Source organism: Leucobacter massiliensis, assembly GCF_002982315.1.
Lineage (GTDB): Bacteria > Actinomycetota > Actinomycetes > Actinomycetales > Microbacteriaceae > Leucobacter > Leucobacter massiliensis.
In genome coordinates, this window is the sequence record NZ_MWZD01000013.1 from 333,584 (window position 1) to 350,199 (window position 16,616).

At 70.8% G+C, this 16,616-nt stretch carries 16 protein-coding genes and 1 tRNA gene; 11 read left to right on the forward strand and 6 right to left on the reverse strand.

Annotation, left to right across the window (positions count from 1 at the left end; all coding sequences use genetic code 11):
• Positions 1-15 precede the first annotated feature (15 nt).
• Positions 16-1,254, forward strand: a complete 1,239-nt coding sequence (locus tag B4915_RS03745) for an MFS transporter (protein ID WP_105804485.1) — start codon at positions 16-18, stop codon at positions 1,252-1,254.
• 69 nt (positions 1,255-1,323) lie between these two features.
• Here B4915_RS03745 and B4915_RS03750 read toward each other — a convergent pair whose 3' ends face one another.
• From B4915_RS03750 to B4915_RS14760, 3 genes are all read right to left on the reverse strand, one after another.
• Positions 1,324-2,442, reverse strand: a complete 1,119-nt coding sequence (locus B4915_RS03750) for a glutathione S-transferase family protein (RefSeq protein WP_105804486.1) — start codon at positions 2,440-2,442, stop codon at positions 1,324-1,326.
• Positions 2,443-2,472: 30 nt separating this feature from the next.
• Positions 2,473-3,012 (reverse strand): flavin reductase family protein, encoded by a 540-nt coding sequence (locus tag B4915_RS03755; protein ID WP_105804487.1) that lies wholly within the window; start codon positions 3,010-3,012, stop codon positions 2,473-2,475.
• 75 nt (positions 3,013-3,087) lie between these two features.
• Positions 3,088-3,918, reverse strand: a complete 831-nt coding sequence (locus tag B4915_RS14760) for a DUF2510 domain-containing protein (RefSeq protein WP_105804488.1) — start codon at positions 3,916-3,918, stop codon at positions 3,088-3,090.
• Positions 3,919-4,073: 155 nt separating this feature from the next.
• Between B4915_RS14760 and B4915_RS03765 the strand changes: the two genes are divergently transcribed.
• From B4915_RS03765 to B4915_RS03775, 3 genes are all read left to right on the forward strand, one after another.
• Positions 4,074-4,559 (forward strand): glutathione peroxidase, encoded by a 486-nt coding sequence (locus B4915_RS03765; RefSeq protein WP_105804489.1) that lies wholly within the window; start codon positions 4,074-4,076, stop codon positions 4,557-4,559.
• 174 nt (positions 4,560-4,733) lie between these two features.
• Positions 4,734-4,931: an RNA polymerase subunit sigma-70 gene (locus B4915_RS03770; RefSeq protein ID WP_105804490.1), complete on the forward strand. Its 198-nt coding sequence runs from the start codon at positions 4,734-4,736 to the stop codon at positions 4,929-4,931.
• A 10-nt stretch (positions 4,932-4,941) separates the two neighbouring features.
• On the forward strand, positions 4,942-5,478 hold the full coding sequence (locus tag B4915_RS03775; RefSeq protein ID WP_105804491.1) for a Clp protease N-terminal domain-containing protein: 537 nt from the start codon (positions 4,942-4,944) through the stop codon (positions 5,476-5,478).
• A 150-nt stretch (positions 5,479-5,628) separates the two neighbouring features.
• Here the strand turns inward: B4915_RS03775 and B4915_RS03780 are convergent.
• Both B4915_RS03780 and B4915_RS03785 read right to left on the reverse strand, forming a co-directional pair.
• Positions 5,629-5,701 (reverse strand) — tRNA-Val (locus B4915_RS03780).
• A 115-nt stretch (positions 5,702-5,816) separates the two neighbouring features.
• Positions 5,817-6,275, reverse strand: coding sequence for a peroxiredoxin (locus B4915_RS03785; protein WP_105804492.1), 459 nt, complete (start codon positions 6,273-6,275; stop codon positions 5,817-5,819).
• Positions 6,276-6,602: 327 nt separating this feature from the next.
• Here B4915_RS03785 and aceE point away from each other — a divergent pair, with 327 nt between their 5' ends.
• The 7 genes from aceE (at position 6,603) to B4915_RS03820 (ending at position 15,241) form a co-directional block, all read left to right on the forward strand.
• Entirely contained in the window at positions 6,603-9,329 is a 2,727-nt protein-coding gene (gene aceE, locus B4915_RS03790) for a pyruvate dehydrogenase (acetyl-transferring), homodimeric type (RefSeq protein ID WP_105804493.1), read from the forward strand.
• 32 nt (positions 9,330-9,361) lie between these two features.
• Positions 9,362-10,555: a PucR family transcriptional regulator gene (locus B4915_RS03795; protein ID WP_105804494.1), complete on the forward strand. Its 1,194-nt coding sequence runs from the start codon at positions 9,362-9,364 to the stop codon at positions 10,553-10,555.
• 78 nt (positions 10,556-10,633) lie between these two features.
• A complete protein-coding gene (locus B4915_RS03800; protein WP_105804495.1) occupies positions 10,634-11,551 on the forward strand; it encodes an ACP S-malonyltransferase in 918 nt (305 codons plus the stop codon).
• A gap of 34 nt (positions 11,552-11,585) precedes the next feature.
• The gene (locus tag B4915_RS03805; protein WP_105804496.1) at positions 11,586-12,590 is read left to right on the forward strand and encodes a beta-ketoacyl-ACP synthase III; all 1,005 of its coding nucleotides are present in this window, start codon (positions 11,586-11,588) and stop codon (positions 12,588-12,590) included.
• Positions 12,591-12,673: 83 nt separating this feature from the next.
• Entirely contained in the window at positions 12,674-12,922 is a 249-nt protein-coding gene (locus B4915_RS03810) for an acyl carrier protein (protein WP_017794148.1), read from the forward strand.
• 126 nt (positions 12,923-13,048) lie between these two features.
• Positions 13,049-14,287, forward strand: a complete 1,239-nt coding sequence (locus B4915_RS03815; protein ID WP_105804497.1) for a beta-ketoacyl-[acyl-carrier-protein] synthase family protein — start codon at positions 13,049-13,051, stop codon at positions 14,285-14,287.
• Positions 14,288-14,482: 195 nt separating this feature from the next.
• Positions 14,483-15,241, forward strand: coding sequence for a glutamine amidotransferase (locus B4915_RS03820; protein ID WP_105804498.1), 759 nt, complete (start codon positions 14,483-14,485; stop codon positions 15,239-15,241).
• A 9-nt stretch (positions 15,242-15,250) separates the two neighbouring features.
• Here B4915_RS03820 and efeB read toward each other — a convergent pair whose 3' ends face one another.
• Positions 15,251-16,615 (reverse strand): iron uptake transporter deferrochelatase/peroxidase subunit, encoded by a 1,365-nt coding sequence (efeB, locus tag B4915_RS03825; RefSeq protein ID WP_105804499.1) that lies wholly within the window; start codon positions 16,613-16,615, stop codon positions 15,251-15,253.
• Position 16,616 lies beyond the last annotated feature (1 nt).

Below are 16,616 nucleotides of genomic sequence, written 5' to 3' on the forward strand. Positions count from 1 at the left end.
CCGCGAAAGGGCGTCATGCCGCTGAACACCCCGCTCCGCCGCGCACTCGCGCTCTTCGCCCTCGCCCTCGGCGGCTTCGGCATCGGGGTCACCGAGTTCGCGGCGATGGGCCTGCTTCCCGATATCGCACGCGAGCTGATCCCCGGCTTCGAGCAGTCTCCCGAGACGGTCATCGCGCAGGCGGGGGCTCTCATCACGGCGTATGCGCTCGGGGTCGTCGTCGGCGCCCCGCTCTTCGCCGTGTTCGGGGCGCGCATGTCGCAGAGCACGCTGGCGTTCTGGCTGCTGGGCATCTTCATCGTCGCCACGATCGCCTCGGCGTGCATGCCGGGATTCGGCTCGCTCGCCGTATTCCGTTTCATTGCGGCGCTCCCGCACGGCGCCTACTTCGGTGTCGCCTCGCTGCTCGCGGCACGCATCATGGGACCGGGCAATCAGGGGCGCGGCGTGGCCCTCGCACTTTCCGGACTGACGCTCGCGAACGTCTTCGGCGTGCCCCTGGCGACGTGGATGGGACAGTCCTTCGGCTGGCGGCTCGCGCTCGTCTTCGTCGCCGTGATCTACACGACGGCGCTGCTCCTGGCACTGATCTTCCTGCCCCGCTTCCCGGGGAACCCTGAGCGGAGCCCGTTGCGCGAGCTCTCCGCGCTGGCGAATCCGCGCACCTGGATCATGATCGCCGTTGGCTGCGTCGGCTTCGGCGGCTTCTTCGCCGTGTACTCCTACATCGCCGAGGTCACCACCCGCGAAACCGGACTCGGCGCCGGTGTCGTCCCGTGGGTGCTCGCCTGCCTGGGCGTCGGGATGACCGTCGGCAATCTGCTCGGCGGCTGGGCCAGCGACCGCAATCTGCAGCGCACGATCGTGTGGGGCTTCGTGTCGTTCATCGTGGTCCTGGCGCTCTACACGCTCCTCGCGCAGTCGGCCGTCGGCCTGTTCGTGAGCGTCTTCCTGCTCGGCCTCACCTCCTCGACGCTGATTCCCTCGATTCAGACGCGGCTGATCCGCATCTCGCACGAGGCGGCGCTGCTCGGCGCCGCGATCAACCACGCCGCCTTCAACGTGGGCAATGCGCTCGGCGCCTGGCTCGGCGGAGTGGTGATCGCGGGCGGGCTCGGCTACCTCGCGCCCGGATGGGTGGGCGCGGTGCTCGCGGTGCTCGGCTTCGCCCTGGCGGTGCTGAGCCTCGGCGTCGAGCGCCGGGACAAGGCGCGGAACCTGAACACGGTCGGGATCCCCGTCGATCCGAGCTGACGTCCTCCGAGACCGTGCGGGGTGCTCGGCCAACGGGCCCGGCCGCTCGTGCCTCCCGTTTCCGCGGGGTCAGGCCGGGACGAGCGGACTGTGCCCGGCGGTGACGCGCTCGGACTCGCGCACCGGGCCGGGAGGCGTGCCCTCGCCGAAGGGCGCGCCGCCGAGGCGCTCCCGGCCGTGCGGCTCCAGCCAGTTCGAGAGATCGGGCCCGTCGGGGACGATCCGCGTCGGGTTGATGTCGGTGTGGGTCTCGTAGTAGTGCCGCTTGATCTGGACGAAGTCGACGGTGTCCCCGAAGCCCGGGGTCTGGAACAGCTCGCGGGCATAGGCCCACAGATTCGGCATCTCCGTGAGCCGGTTCCGATTGGTCTTGAAGTGCCCGTGATACACGGGGTCGAAGCGCACGAGGGTGGTGAAGAGCCGCACATCGGCCTCGGTGATACTGCCGCCCATGAGGAAGCGGCGCGTCGCGAGTCGCTCCTCGAGCCAGTCCATCGCCGCCCACAGACGCGCGTAGGCGTCGTCGTAGGCGGCCTGGCTGCCGGCGAATCCGCAGCGGTAGACGCCGTTGTTCACCTCCGTGAAGACACGCTCGATCACCGGCCACATCTCCTCGGTGAGCTCCGCCGGCAGCAGATCCGGCGCGCCTTCGCGGTGGAACTCGCGCCACTGCGTCGAGAAGTCCAGCGTGATCTGGGGATAGTCGTTGGTGACGACCCCGCCGCTGGGCACGTCGACGATCGCGGGAACGGTGATCCCCCGGGGGTAGCCCGGGAAGCGCGTGAAGTAGTTCTGCTGCAGTCGCTCGGTGCCGAGCACGGGGTCGATCCCGCCCGGATCGAGATCGAAGGTCCAGGAGCGCGCGTCGTGGACGGGGCCGGGCCGGCCCAGCGAGATCACGTCTTCGAGGCCGAGCAGGCGGCGCACGATGAGCGTGCGGTTCGCCCACGGGCACGCGGCGGCCGCGACGAGCCGGTAGCGTCCCGGCTCCACCGGCCACGCCTGCGCGCCCTCGCTCAGACCGAAGCCGAGTGAGCCGACCTTCGATTTCGGGGGCGCGGGCAGGGCACGCACGGCTGCGGGATCGGCGACGATCCGGTCCTCGATGTAGTTCGTGTCGCGTTCGAACGATTCGCCGCCCACCACGTAGGCGCCCATCTGCTGCTGATCCTGCTGCTGTTCCGGCATGTCCCCGTCCTTTCGTCCCGTGGCCCCAGCCTAGGCGGTGGGGCCGCCGAGCGGCCCCTCACCCAGTCCGCGGAAGGCGCGATCGTGGTAGACCATCGGCTCCGCTGAGGATCCGAAGACGGCGCCGAGCACCTCGGCGACGACGATCGCGGAGTCACCCACCCGGAGTGAGTGCAGGGTGCGGCAGCGCAGCGCGGCCCGGGTGCCGGGCAGGTAGGGCTCTCCGGTGGGCAGCGTGCTCCACCCCTGATCGGGCGTGAAGCGCTCCGCGCCGGAGACCGCGAAGGAGCGGGCGATCCCCGCGTGACGTGCGTCGAGCAGGTGCACCAGGTAGCTGTCGGCGCCGAGGATGCCCCCGGCGCTGCCGGTGGCCCGCGTCACGGAGAAGGAGAGGGCTGCGGGATCGATGCCCACCGAGGACACGCTCGAGGCGGTGAGGCCCACCGGGCCCTCGGGCGTCTGTGCCGTGATGAGCGAGACCCCTGCGGGGTGCTCGCGGAACGCGCGCTTGAGCGCCTCGGCCCCGTCGATCTCCTGCGCAATCACGGCGTCGTCCTGAGCCGGGTCCATTCCGTTCAACCTGCTTTCCTCATCCTGAGCGGCCGGACTCGGCCGCCGCGAGTGTCAACGCCGTGCCGAGGGGCTTCATTCCGTTCCCTTGATCGCGCTCATCGGGAACATCACGCCGCTCTCGGCCGTGATGCCCGTCGCGTCGCCGCCGAGCTCCGTGAAGGCGTCGGCGAGGGAGAGCGGGGTCGAGAAGTCGCTGTCGAGGAGGTTGAACTGCAGGTACTCGACCGAGTCGGGCACCTCGTCGGCGTGTTCGTCGACGAGGCTCAGCAGGCCGCTGAGGTCGTCTCCGGTGAACTGCGATCCGGAGTCGAGGACCGCGGTCATGGTGAGCAGGCACCGGCCCTGGCGTTCCTCGATCGCCGGGGTCACCGACATGGGGTGGGCGGTGTAGCGGCTCGAGCTGACGCCCATCACCAGTGACATCGTGAGCGAGGTGGCCTCCTGCGAGTCCGGGTCGCAGCTCGTGTCCCCCGTGCCCGGGGCGGTGCCGGGGCTCTCGGAGGGCTCGGGCGAGGCGGGCGGCTCGGCGGTCTCGGGCGATTCCCGCGCCTCAGACACACTCGACGAAGGGCCGAACCACCCGGCCGCGAATCCGATGCCCGCGGTCGCCCCGGCCAGCAGCAGCACGGCGCCGACCACGATCCCCGCGATCGCGATGCCGGGGAGCGAGCGGCGGCTGGGCGCGGGGGCGGCTGCGGCAGCTCCGGGCGCGGCGGCGCCGGGCGCATCGGCCGAGGCGGCGGGCGGAGCGGAGGGCCCCGCGTGCGTTGCAGGCGCCGGGCTCGCTGCAGGATCCGGCGCGTAGTGCTCGGTCCACCGAGTGCCGTCCCAGTAGCGGAGCTGTCCGGGGCGTTCGGATCGGTACCAGCCTGCGGGTGCGCCGGGCGTGGTGGCGTCGCTCATATCGGTGTCCTCTCCTCGGCTGCGGTCCGGGCCGGCGCACCGGAACGTGCGGCTTCGGGCTCGTACTGAAGACCCTAGCCGCCGCGGCGATGTGACGGCACGCGCTGGACGGCGATTCTGCGCACGCACTCGGTCGGCGGGCGTAACCTGGGGACATGGAACTTCGGGACATTCCGCTCACCACCATCGACGGCGAGGCCGCGTCGCTCGCCGACTACGCCGACCGCGCGGTGCTCATCGTGAACGTGGCCTCGCGCTGCGGCCTCACCCCGCAGTACACGCAGCTGGAGGAGTTGCAGCGCCGGTACGCGGATCGCGGCTTCACGGTCCTCGGATTCCCCTCGAACCAGTTCCTCAATCAGGAGCCCGGGGATGCCGAGGAGATCAAGACCTTCTGCTCCACGAGCTACGGCGTGACCTTCCCGCTGATGGAGAAGGTGAAGGTCAACGGGCGGCATAAGCACCCCCTGTACGAACTGCTGCACGAGGTACCGGACGAGGACGGCAAGGCCGGTCGCGTGAAGTGGAACTTCGAGAAGTTCCTCGTCGCGCCCGACGGCTCGGTCCAGCGCTTCCGCCCGACGGTGGAGCCGCTCGATCCGGCCATCGTCTCCGCGATCGAGGCCGCCCTCCCCCGCTGAGCGAGCGCACCGCGGCGCTGCTCCGCAGCCTCGGAGGGGCCGGCCTCGGTCCCGGGAGCACTGGCGCGGGATCCCGACTGGCATCTCGGGAGTCCCGGCGGCCGAGCGGGCGCATGCGCGTGATACATGTCAGCTCGGGTTGACACCAGCGAGAGTGTCAACCATTATTGACATATGGATGACGCACTGCTCGACACGGCCATCAGCGACGACCCCGGTGTGGGGCTCCGCGCGGTCCGCGCCCTGCGCGTGCTGGCGGACCGGCTGGAGACGCTGCACGTCGAGCGTGCCCGAGCGCTCGGCTGGTCCTGGCAGCAGATCGCGGACGCGCTCGGCGTCACCCGGCAGGCCGCGCACAAGAAGCACCACTGAGGAGGAATCCATGTTCGAACGTCTCAGCCACGAAGCCCGGGCGACCGTCGCCGCAGCGCAGGACGTCGCCGGCGCGACCGCGTCGCGATCCATCGACACCCGCCATCTTCTGATGGCGCTGACGGGCCAGGAAACCCCGGCGGCGGCACTCCGGCGGCTCGACGTCGATCCCGAGCGGCTGCGGGAATCGCTCCGCGCAGAGCTGGTGGCGTCCGGCATCGACAGCGAGGCCCTGCAGAGCCTCGGCATCGACCTCGCCGCCGTCCGCGAGCGCGCCGACGCAGTGTTCGGACCGGGGGCCCTCGACGCCGCCGGGCACCGCCCGGCTCGCATTCCCTTCACCCGCGACGCGAAGAAGGCCCTGGAACTCGCCCTGCGCGAGGCGCTCCGGCTCAAGAACAAGACCATCGGCGCCTCGCACGTGCTGCTGGGCATCCTGCGTGCGCAGTGCCCGGCCCGTGACTTCCTCACCGCCCAGGGCATCGACGCCGACGCCCTCCGCCGCTCGCTGGAGACCGCCGGCCCGTCCGCTTCGGCGGCCGCCTGAGGCTCGACCGCCTTCGCTCCCGCGGGCACCCTGGCCGTCTCCCGGTCGAGTCCGCACCCTTCCGCTGAGTCCGCACGCCCCTGCGCCACTGCAACATGCGGACTCAGCGGAATGGCACGGTCTCGCCGCCAGCTGGCGAATCACAGGCAGTGGGCCCGGCCGGGATCGAACCGACGACATCCACGGTGTAAACGTGGCGCTCTACCAGCTGAGCTACAGGCCCTCGCCCGCGGAGCGGACCCCCCGATTGTAGGGGACGTCCGCCCGCGGGGACGAATTAGCTCAGCGCGCCGCAGCGGCAGGCCGAAGCCCATCGGAGCGGCGCGCCGAGTCCCGGATCAGATCGCGGCGAGGGCCTCGCGGTAGGCCCCGAAGTCTCGGGCCTGCCCCGGCTCCGTCTCGAATGAGGCGAGCACGCGGCGATCCTCCCCGATCACGAGCGTGGCGCGCGTCGCGATCCCGCGCTCCTCGACGAAGGCCCCGTAGGCCTGCGCCACAGCGCCGTGCGGCCAGAAGTCGGAGAGGATCGAGAACTCGTAGCCCTCCTGCTGCGCCCACGCCTGCAGCGCCGGCACGGAATCCACCGAGATGCCGAGCAGGCGCACCTTGCTGTCGGAGAACACCGAGAGGTTGTCGCGCAGCTCGCACAGCTCGCCCGTGCAGATGCCCGAGAACGCGAGAGGGAAGAACACCAGCGCGACCGGCCCCTCCGCAACGAGCTCCGAGAGCGTCAGCTCCTCGCCGTGCTGATCCGAGAGCGTGAAATCGGGCGCCTGCGCGCCGACCTCGAGCACCATGCTGCCTCCAATCCGGCGCCGGACGACGCCATCGATGTGCGGGGCCCCCAGCCTAGCGACCATCCGACCCAGGATCACCCGGGCCGGGGCCGGCCTGGCTCCGGCAACCGGTTACGCACCACCATCGACCGAGAAATGCGGAACGCGCAGCGTAAACGCGGGCACTGTACGGATTTCACACAATCAACAAGGAATGTGCGGGCTCCATGGTGGACATTCGCTAGTCTGGAGCTACCCCCGCAGATCTTCGCGGGTGACTCTAGTGCTGTGCCCGGACGCAGGAACCCGCGCCGCGACAGCACCCCTCATGGTGAATGGAGCACAATCTTGGCTGTGAACACGCAGGATCCGTACGCGCCGGACAACGACGACATGGATCCCCAGGAGACTGCGGAGTGGCGCGAGTCGCTCGACGCCGTGGTGTCGGAGCGGGGCGCCGGCCGCGGCCGCGAGATCATGACGAGCCTGCTCGACCGCTCCCGCCAGCTCCACCTCAACGTGCCCCAGGTGCCGACGACCGACTACGTGAACACGATCGCCTCGGCCGACGAGCCCGACTTCCCCGGCGACCACGACGTGGAGCGCCGCTACCGCTCCTGGATCCGGTGGAACGCCGCGATGACCGTGCACCGCGCCCAGCGGCCCGGCATCGGCGTCGGCGGCCACATCTCCACCTACGGCTCCGCCGCAGCCCTCTACGAGGTCGGCTTCAACCACTTCTTCCGCGGCCAGGACCACCCCGGCGGCGGCGACCAGATCTTCGTGCAGGGGCACGCCTCCCCCGGCGTCTACGCCCGCGCCTTCCTCGAGGGCCGCCTGAGCGCGGACCAGCTCGACGGCTTCCGGCAGGAGAAGTCGCACGCCCCGAACGGCCTTCCCAGCTACCCGCACCCCCGGCTGCTCCCCGACTTCTGGCAGTTCCCGACCGTGTCGATGGGCATCGGCCCGATCAACGCGATCTACCAGGCGCAGTTCAACAAGTACCTCACCAACCGCGGCATCAAGGACGCCTCGGACCAGCACGTCTGGGCCTTCCTCGGCGACGGCGAGATGGACGAGGTCGAGAGCCGCGGCCAGCTCCAGGTCGCCGCGAACGAGGGACTCGACAACCTCACCTTCGTCATCAACTGCAATCTGCAGCGCCTCGACGGCCCGGTGCGCGGCAACGGCAAGATCATCCAGGAGCTCGAGAGCTTCTTCCGCGGCGCCGGCTGGAACGTCATCAAGGTCATCTGGGGCCGCGAGTGGGACGAGCTCCTCAACCGCGACACCGACGGCGCGCTGCTCAACCTCATGAACACGACGCCCGACGGCGACTTCCAGACCTACAAGGCCGAGAACGGCGGCTTCGTGCGCGACCACTTCTTCGGCCGCGACGAGCGAGCCCTGAAGCTCGTCGAGGACTACACCGACGAGCAGATCTGGGGTCTGCGCCGCGGAGGCCACGACTACCGCAAGGTGTACGCGGCATACCAGGCCGCCATGAACCACAAGGGCCGCCCCACCGTGATCCTCGCGAAGACGATCAAGGGCTATGGCCTCGGCCCCCACTTCGAGGGCCGCAATGCGACCCACCAGATGAAGAAGATGACGCTGGAGGACCTGAAGCTCTTCCGCGACACCATGCACATCCCCATCACGGACGCGCAGCTCGAGGCGGATCCCTACCGCCCGCCCTACTACCACCCGGGCGAGCACGACGAGACCATCCAGTACATGCACGAGCGCCGTCGCGCGCTCGGCGGGTACCTGCCCGACCGACGCTCGCGGCACACCGAGGTGGCGCTGCCCGAGCCGAAGAGCTATGCCATCGCGGCGAAGGGCAGCGGCACGCAGGAAGCGGCGACCACGATGGTGTTCGTGCGCATGCTCAAGGACCTCATGCGCGACAAGGGCTTCGGTCCCCGCTTCGTGCCGATCATCCCGGACGAGGCGCGCACCTTCGGCATGGACTCCTACTTCCCGTCCTCGAAGATCTACAACCCGCACGGCCAGAACTACGTCTCGGTCGACCGGGATCTGCTCCTCGCCTACAAGGAGAGCCCGGAGGGCGTGCTGCTGCACGTCGGCATCAATGAGGCCGGCGCCACGGCAGCGTTCACCGCCGTCGGTACCTCGTACTCCACGCAGGGCGAGCCGATGATCCCGATCTACATCTTCTACTCGATGTTCGGCTTCCAGCGCACCGGCGACGCCTTCTGGGCCGCTGGCGACCAGATGGCGCGCGGCTTCATCATCGGCGCCACCGCCGGTCGCACCACGCTCACCGGTGAGGGCCTGCAGCACGCCGACGGGCACTCCCTCGCCCTCGCCTCGACCAACCCGGCCGTCGTCGCCTACGACCCCGCCTACGGCTACGAGATCGGCCACATCGTGCGCGCCGGCATCGAGCGCATGTACGGCGGCGAGCACGAGGATCCGAACGTCATGTACTACCTCACGGTGTACAACGAGCCGATCGTGCACCCGGCCGAGCCGGAGAACGTGGACGTCGACGGCATCGTGCGCGGCATCCACCGCGTCAGCGAGGCGGGCGCGGGCGAGCATCGCGCGCAGATCCTCGCCTCGGGCGTGGCTGTGCCATGGGCGATCGAGGCGCAGCGCCTGCTCGCGGAGGACTGGAACGTCGCGGCCGATGTGTGGAGCGTCACCAGCTGGAACGAGCTGCAGCGCGACGGGATCGCCGCCGACAAGCACAACTTCCGCCACGCCGGCGAGGAGACCCGGGTCCCCTACCTGACCGAGAAGCTGCAGGACGCCGAGGGCCCCTTCGTGGCCGTCAGCGACTGGGCGACCATGGTGCCCGAGCAGATCCGCGCCTATGTGCCGGGCGACTACTCGGTGCTCGGCGCCGACGGCTTCGGCTTCTCCGACACGCGCGCCGCCGCACGCCGCTACTTCGGCATCGACCGCGAGTCCGTGGTGGTGAAGGTGCTGCAGCGACTCGCCGCGCAGGGCAAGATCGACGCCGGCATCCCGCTGCGCGCGGCCGAGCACTACCGCCTCGACGACGTCAACGCCGGAACCACCGGCGGAGCGGGCGGCGAGGCCTAAGGCCGGCCCCGCGCGCCGGACGAACGGACCACATGGACCGCACGAAGCAGCAGGAGCTCGCCTGGCTGAAGACCATCACCGGTGAACTCTCGACCCGGATCATCACCCGGCTCGACGAGACCCTGCCGTGGTACGGCAATATGCCGCCGAGCCGTCGCTCGGCGGTGGGTCTCGTCGCCCAGACGGGGATCGCGTCCTTCATCCAGTGGTACGAGGATCCGAGTTCGACGCCCTGGATCGCCTCGGACGTCTTCAGCGCAGCCCCGCGGGAGCTGCTGCGCTCGATCAGCCTGCAGGAGACCCTGCAGCTGATCCGCGTGGTGGTGTCCGTGGTGGAGGAGCGGGTCACACCGCGCAGCGAGGCGCTGCGCGAGGCGGTGCTGCACTACTCGCGGGACGTGGCCTTCGCCGCCGCCGACGTGTACGCACGCGCGGCCGAGGCGCGCGGCCTGTGGGACGCGCGCCTCGAAGCGCTCGTCGTCGACTCCATCCTCACCGGGGAGAGCGACGACGAGCTGCCGAGCCGGATCGCCGCGCTCGGCTGGCACGGCGAGGGCGAGGCCGCCGTGCTCGTGGGAACCGCGGACCGCTCCGTCGACGTGGATCAGCTGCGGCGGACCGCACGCCACGCCGGAGCCGACGTGCTCGTCGGACTGCAGGGCACGCGGCTCGTGCTGGTGCTCGGACGCGTGGAGGCGCACACGCGGGACGCGGAGAACGGCGCGGAGCCACTGAGCTTCCTCGACATCGCCGGCCGGCTCGCGGACGGATTCTCGGACGGTCCGCTCGTGCTCGGCCCTGCCGTAGAGAACCTCGTCGACGCCTCGCGCAGCGCCCGGGCCGCGCTCGCCGGGGTCGCCGTCGCGCGCTCCTGGCGTCACTCGCCGCGGCCCGTCCTGGCGGACGACCTGCTTCCCGAGCGCGCGCTCGCCGGAGACGGGCTCGCCAGGCGCACGCTCATCGAGCAGGTGTACGAGCCGCTCTCCGCCCACTCCGGCGAACTGCTGGAGACCCTGTGGTGCTACCTCGACAACGGTCGATCGCTGGAGGCCACCGCCCGCGAGCTGTTCGTCCACCCGAACACCGTGCGGTACCGCCTCAAGAAGGTGTCCGAGGTGATCGGCTGGAACGCGACCGGAGCGCGCGAGGCGCTCATCCTGCAGTCCGCCCTGATCGTGGGCTCCATCGCGCAGCAGCGGGGCCGCACGGGGCCCGCCACGAAGTGAGGTCTGCCACAACAATTCTCCCGAAACATGATGGAGAATATGCAGGATCTGCGGCATCGATCTGAGAAACTGGAAATTGTGATTGTCATCGCCTGCCCTGGACAGGGCTCCCAGACTCCTGGATTCCTGAACCCCTGGCTCGAGCTTCCGGGCGCCCGCGACTTCCTCGGCGAAGCCTCCGAGCACGCCGGAGCCGACCTCATCGCGCACGGCACCGTGAGCGACGCGGAGACCATCCGCGACACCGCGATCGCCCAGCCGCTCATCGTCGCGGCGAGCCTCCTGGCCTGGCGCGAGCTCAGCGCCCGCGTCGATCTCGCCGCCGCCGGAATCGCCGGCCACTCGGTGGGCGAGTTCGCCGCGGCATCCGCCGCCGGCATCCTCGGCGCGGGCGACGCGCTGCGGCTCGTCGGCGTGCGCGGCCGAGCCATGGCCGAGGCCGCCGCCCGCGCCGAGACCGGCATGGCGGCCGTGGTCGGCGGCGTCGAGGACGATGTGCTCGCCCAGATCGCCGCGCACGGGCTCACGCCCGCCAACCGCAACGGCGGCGGGCAGATCGTCGCCGCCGGGGAGCGCAGCGCGCTCGCCGCGCTCGCCGAGGACGCGCCGCGCGGTGCACGCGTGATCCCGCTGCAGGTCGCGGGAGCCTTCCACACGGAGGCGATGTCCTCGGCGATTCCCGCGCTCCGCGAGGCGGCCGCCGCGGTCGCGGTCGCCGATCCCGCGCACACCATCTGGAGCAACGCGGACGGCTCGGTCGTCACCGAGGGGAAGCGTTTCCTCGAGCTGCTCGTCTCGCAGGTGGCGAACCCGGTGCGCTGGGACGCCTGCATGGCCGGCTTCGCCGAGCACGGCATCGGCGCCTTCATCGAGCTCGCACCCGCCGGTGCGCTCACCGGCATCGCGAAGCGCGCCCTCAAGGGCGTGCCGAGCGCCCCGATCAGCTCCCCCTCCGATCTCGACGCCGCCGTGGCGCTGATCTCGGAAGCCGCCTGAACCGGCCTCCCGACCGACCGAAAGGACCCCACCCATGGCATCACTCGTCCAGCCGACGGGACCGACGCACACCCGCATCCTCTCCCTCGGGGTGGCCCGCGGTGATCGAGACGTCCCGAATGAGGAGCTGATCGGGCCGATCGACTCCTCTGACGAGTGGATCCGCCAGCGCACCGGCATCGTGCAGCGGCGCCGGGCGAGCGACGGCATCGGCGCCGTGGACCTCGCGGTGGAAGCCGGCGAGCAGGCGATCAGCGAATCCGGGCTCGATCGCTCCCAGGTCGACGGGATCATCATCTCCACGATCTCGAATGTCGCGGTCACGCCCTCGATGGCTTCCCTCGCCGCTCACCGCCTCGGCATCACGCCGGCCGCGGCCTTCGACATCTCTGCGGCGTGCGCCGGCTACGTGTACGGGGTCGCTCAGGCGGACGCGCTCGTCCGCGCCGGCACCTGCGCGAATGTCCTCGTCATCGGCGCCGAGAAGCTCTCCGAGCTGGTCGACCCCACCGACCGCAGCATCTCCTTCCTCCTCGGCGACGGCGCCGGAGCCGTCATCGTCGGTCCCAGTGACCACGCGGGCATCGGCCCGACCGTGTGGGGTTCCGACGGTGAGAAGTGGGACGCGATCCGCATGACGTCCACCTTCGAGGAGTACCGCGCGAACCCCGGCGTGGTGCCGTGGCCGACGCTCCGCCAGGACGGGCAGACGGTCTTCCGATGGGCGGTGTGGGAAATGGCGAAGGTCGCGCGCCGCACGCTCGAGGCCTCAGGCATCGGCCCGGCGGACCTCGCGGCATTCATCCCCCATCAGGCGAATATGCGCATCGTCGACGAGTTCGCCAAGCAGCTCCACTTGCCCGAGAGCGTGCTCATCGCCCGCGACATCGAGATGCAGGGGAACACCTCAGCCGCGTCCGTGCCGCTCGCCATGCACGCCCTGCGCGAGCAGCACCCCGAGGTGTCCGGAGGGCTCGCTCTCACCATCGGCTTCGGCGCCGGCCTCGTCTACGGCGCTCAGGTCGTCGAGATCCCCTGAACTCGCCCGGCGAGCGCCCCGCATCCGCAGCCGTGGCCCCACTAAACTTTGACCGCCACATTCACAATCCAAGGAGATACACCATGGCATTCAGCAACGAAGAGGTCCTCGCCGGTCTGGCCGAGCTCATCAACGACGAGACCGGGATCGCGGCCGACGTCGTGGCACTCGACAAGTCCTTCACCGACGACCTCGACATCGACTCGATCTCGATGATGACCATCGTGGTCAACGCCGAGGAGAAGTTCGACGTGAAGATCCCCGACGAGGAGGTCAAGAACCTCAAGACCGTCGGCGACGCCGTCGACTTCATCGTGAAGGCCCAGGCCTAAGCACTGCGTCCGGGAGGCGGGATCCAAGCCCGCCTCCCCGCGCCGCGGCCTTCCGCCGCACCCGAATCCGGCGCCTCACGCGCCACAGACCCCACTCGTTCACACGATCCCGCGGAGCATGCACACATGACCAAGAAGATTGTCGTCACCGGTATCGGTGCGTCCAGCCCCATCGGCGGGACCGCGCCCGAAAGCTGGGAGGCGCTGCTCCGCGGTGAGTCCGGCGCGCGGAGCCTCGACCATGACTGGGTCGACCGCTACGAGCTGCCCGTGCGCTTCGCGGCCTCGGCTCGCGTCCACCCCGGCGAGGTGCTCGAACGTCCCGTCGCGAAGCGCCTCGACCCCTCCAGCCAGTTCGCGCTCGTCGCCGCGAAGGAAGCCTTCGCCGACGCGGGCAGCCCGGAACTCGAGTCGGAGCGCCTCGGCGTCGACTGGGCGACCGGTATCGGCGGCCTGTGGTCGCTGCTCGACGCCTGGGACACCCTGCGCGAGAAGGGTCCGCGCCGCGTCATGCCGCTGACGGTGCCCATGCTCATGCCCAACGCGCCGGCCGCCGCCGTCTCCATGCACTTCGAGGCGCGCGCCTACGCCCGCACCGTCGCCTCCGCCTGCGCATCGAGCACCGAGTCCCTCGTGAACGCCTACGAGCACCTGCAGGCCGGGCTCGCCGACGTCGTCATCGCGGGTGGATCCGAGTCGACGATCCACCCCATCACGCTCGCCGCCTTCTCCTCCATGCAGGCGCTCTCCAAGCGGAACGACGATCCGGCCGCCGCGTCCCGCCCCTACGACACCGGCCGCGACGGCTTCGTCATGGCGGAGGGCGCCGCCGCGCTCGTCCTCGAAACCGAGGAGCACGCCCTCGCCCGCGGAGCGAAGATCTACGCCGAGCTCGCCGGCGGCGGCGTCACCGCCGACTCCTACCACATCACCGCTCCCGAGCCCGAGGGCAAGGGTGCCAGCCGTGCCGTGCTGCTCGCCCTCGAAGCGGCCGGCGCCTCCCCCGAGGACGTCACCCACGTCAACGCCCACGCCACCTCGACGCCCGTCGGCGACATCGCCGAGTACACGGCGCTGCACCGCGTCTTCGGCGACCGCGCACACGAGATCCCCGTCTCCGCGACGAAGGCCTCCACCGGCCACCTGCTCGGCGGCACCGGTGCGCTGGAGGCGGTGTTCTCCGTGCTCGCCGTCAAGCACCGCATCGCCCCGCCGACCATCAACCTCGTGGAGCAGGACCCCGAGATCCCGCTCTCGGTGTCGACCCAGGCGCAGCCCCTCGGCGACGGCCCGCAGCTCGCCATCTCGAACTCCTTCGGGTTCGGGGGGCATAATGCCGTGGTCGCGATTCGCTCCCACGACTGAGTCGATATGTGCAGCCCCTTCGGAAGCCCGTAGGCTTCCGCGCCAACGCCGCGGGCAGAGCCATGCTCTGCCCCTGAGCGGCTGGGCGGGTCATAACGCAGTGGTCGCCGTTCGCTCGTACGACTGACGGGTGCCGCCGCGTCACACTTCGAGACGCGGCGGCACGCTCCGCGCCGCCAGGGTACGGTAGAACCCATGAAGCCCTTTCTGCTCATCACCACCCGGGGTGAGGACAGCGAGGCCGCGGACGAGCACGCGGCGTACTGCCGCCTGACCGGCCTGCTCCCCGAGGACCTCGAGTGGCGGCGGATCGACCGCAGCCCGCTCGGACCCGTCGACTTCGCCGCCTACTCGGGGATCATCCTCGCGGGGAGCCCCTTCACGGTGAGCGAGCCGGCCGAGAAGAAGTCCGCGACGGAGCTCCGCGTCGAGGGTGAACTGGCACGCCTTCTCGACCGGGTCGTCGAGCAGGATTTCCCCTTCCTCGGCGTCTGCTACGGCATCGGCACCATCGGCGCGCACCAGGGGGCGCGCGTCGACCGCACCTACGGCGAGACCTCGCAGGCGGTGCGGATCCGGCTCACCGAGGCGGGAGCGCGTGACGCGCTCTTCCACGAGCTGCCCCCCGCCTTCGACGCCTTCGTCGGTCACAAGGAGGCGATCTCGGAGGTGCCGCCCAGCATCGTGGTCCTCGCCAGCTCGCCCACCTGCCCCGTCCAGGCCTTCCGGGTCGGCCGGAACGTCTACGCCACGCAGTTCCACCCCGAGCTCGACACGGCGTCGTTCAGCTCGCGGGTGCGCGCCTACGCCTCCCACGGCTACTTCCATCCCGCCGAGGTCGACGCGATCCTCGAGCGGGTCGAGACCGCGGATGTGCGGGCCTCGCACATGGTGCTGGGGCGATTCGTGGAGGAGTACCTCGACTCGCGCGTGGTCGTCGCGACCGTGGCCTGATCCCGGCCGCTACTCGAAGAGCGCCTGAGCCAGGAACTCCCCCTTGGCGGCGCCGGGCGGCACCGCCCACAGGCCCGATCCGATGTGCCGGATGTACTCGTTCAGCAGGTCGTGCCGCAGCGAGCGCTGCACGCGCACGAAGGCGGCCGGATCCCGCTGGAAGGAGATGAAGAACAGCCCGGCGCCCAGCTGCCCGAGCTCGTTCGAGCCGTCGACGTAGTTGTAGCCGCGGCGCAGCAGGCGGACGCCGCCGTTCTGCTCCGGGTGCGCGAGGCGCACGTGGGACTCGGGATCGATCAGCGGCGCGCCGCTCTTCGCGGCGGCGAAATCGGGGGCGTCGAATTCGGCGCCGCCGGAGAGCGGCCCGCCCTCCAGCTTGGTGCGCCCGAAGACGCGCTCCTGCTCGGCGAGCGAGGTGCGATCCCAGTTCTCGATCGTCATGAGGATCTTGCGCGCCACGAGGTAGCTTCCGCCGCGCAGCCACTCGGGGGCCTCCTCCCCCACCCAGACGAACTCCTCCAGCGCATCCCGCTCCTCGGCCATCACATTCGCCGTGCCGTCCTTGAAGCCGAAGAGGTTGCGGGGCGTGTCCTGCGCGCGCGAGGTGGAGGCTGTGCGGCCGAAACCGAGCTGGCTCCACTTGAGATGGGCGCGCCCGACCGCGATGCGGGCGAGGTTGCGAATGGCGTGCACCGCGATCTGCGGGTCGTCGGCGCATGCCTGCACGCAGAGCTCGCCGCCGCTCAGGGACTCTTCGAGCAGATCGAGCGCGAAGGACGGGAGGGGCTCGAACTGCGCGGGCAGGCGATCGCGGATGCCATACGGGTCGCCCTCGCCGTCGGCCCCCACGAACAGTTCCCGGCCGAGCCCGAAGGTGAGGGTCAGCCGCCCAGGCCCCAGCCCTTCCGCCTCGCCGGTGTCGTCGGGCGGCAGCAGGGGGTTCTCCGGCTCGACGCCGGTGCCCACGGGGCGCCCGCCCGTGAGCGACTCGGCCGCCGCCGTCCAGTCGCGCAGCAGGGCGATGAGATCGTCGCGGCTCGTGCCCGAGACCACGCTGAAGGCGGCGAAGTGGAGGCGATCCTGCGCCGGCGTCACGATACCCGCCTGGTGCGCCCCGCGCAGAGGGACCGCTGCTCGGCCTCCCGCCCCTTCGCTCGCGGCACCGGCGGCCAGGGTGGCGGCAGCGGCACCGCCGGCGCCGCCGAGCGCGAGCCCGGCAGCCCCGGCGCCGAGCAGCCCGAAGAGACCGCGGCGACTGGGCCGGAAGGGCGCCCCTCCGCCGACGGCGCTCCCGGCCGGCTCCTCCGGACGCCCCGATCCGCCGGGCTCCTCCGGCGGCGCCGCCTCCCCGGCGAGCGTCGGCGTGTCGGCCATC

Coding starts and splice junctions, on each gene's coding strand:
- B4915_RS03745 (WP_105804485.1), top strand. CDS start 16: ATGCCGCTGAACACCCCGCTCCGCCGCGCACTCGCGCTCTTCGCCCTC.
- B4915_RS03750 (WP_105804486.1), bottom strand. CDS start 2,442: ATGCCGGAACAGCAGCAGGATCAGCAGCAGATGGGCGCCTACGTGGTG.
- B4915_RS03755 (WP_105804487.1), bottom strand. CDS start 3,012: ATGGACCCGGCTCAGGACGACGCCGTGATTGCGCAGGAGATCGACGGG.
- B4915_RS14760 (WP_105804488.1), bottom strand. CDS start 3,918: ATGAGCGACGCCACCACGCCCGGCGCACCCGCAGGCTGGTACCGATCC.
- B4915_RS03765 (WP_105804489.1), top strand. CDS start 4,074: ATGGAACTTCGGGACATTCCGCTCACCACCATCGACGGCGAGGCCGCG.
- B4915_RS03770 (WP_105804490.1), top strand. CDS start 4,734: ATGGATGACGCACTGCTCGACACGGCCATCAGCGACGACCCCGGTGTG.
- B4915_RS03775 (WP_105804491.1), top strand. CDS start 4,942: ATGTTCGAACGTCTCAGCCACGAAGCCCGGGCGACCGTCGCCGCAGCG.
- B4915_RS03785 (WP_105804492.1), bottom strand. CDS start 6,275: ATGGTGCTCGAGGTCGGCGCGCAGGCGCCCGATTTCACGCTCTCGGAT.
- B4915_RS03795 (WP_105804494.1), top strand. CDS start 9,362: ATGGACCGCACGAAGCAGCAGGAGCTCGCCTGGCTGAAGACCATCACC.
- B4915_RS03805 (WP_105804496.1), top strand. CDS start 11,586: ATGGCATCACTCGTCCAGCCGACGGGACCGACGCACACCCGCATCCTC.
- B4915_RS03810 (WP_017794148.1), top strand. CDS start 12,674: ATGGCATTCAGCAACGAAGAGGTCCTCGCCGGTCTGGCCGAGCTCATC.
- B4915_RS03815 (WP_105804497.1), top strand. CDS start 13,049: ATGACCAAGAAGATTGTCGTCACCGGTATCGGTGCGTCCAGCCCCATC.
- B4915_RS03820 (WP_105804498.1), top strand. CDS start 14,483: ATGAAGCCCTTTCTGCTCATCACCACCCGGGGTGAGGACAGCGAGGCC.
- efeB (WP_105804499.1), bottom strand. CDS start 16,615: ATGGCCGACACGCCGACGCTCGCCGGGGAGGCGGCGCCGCCGGAGGAG.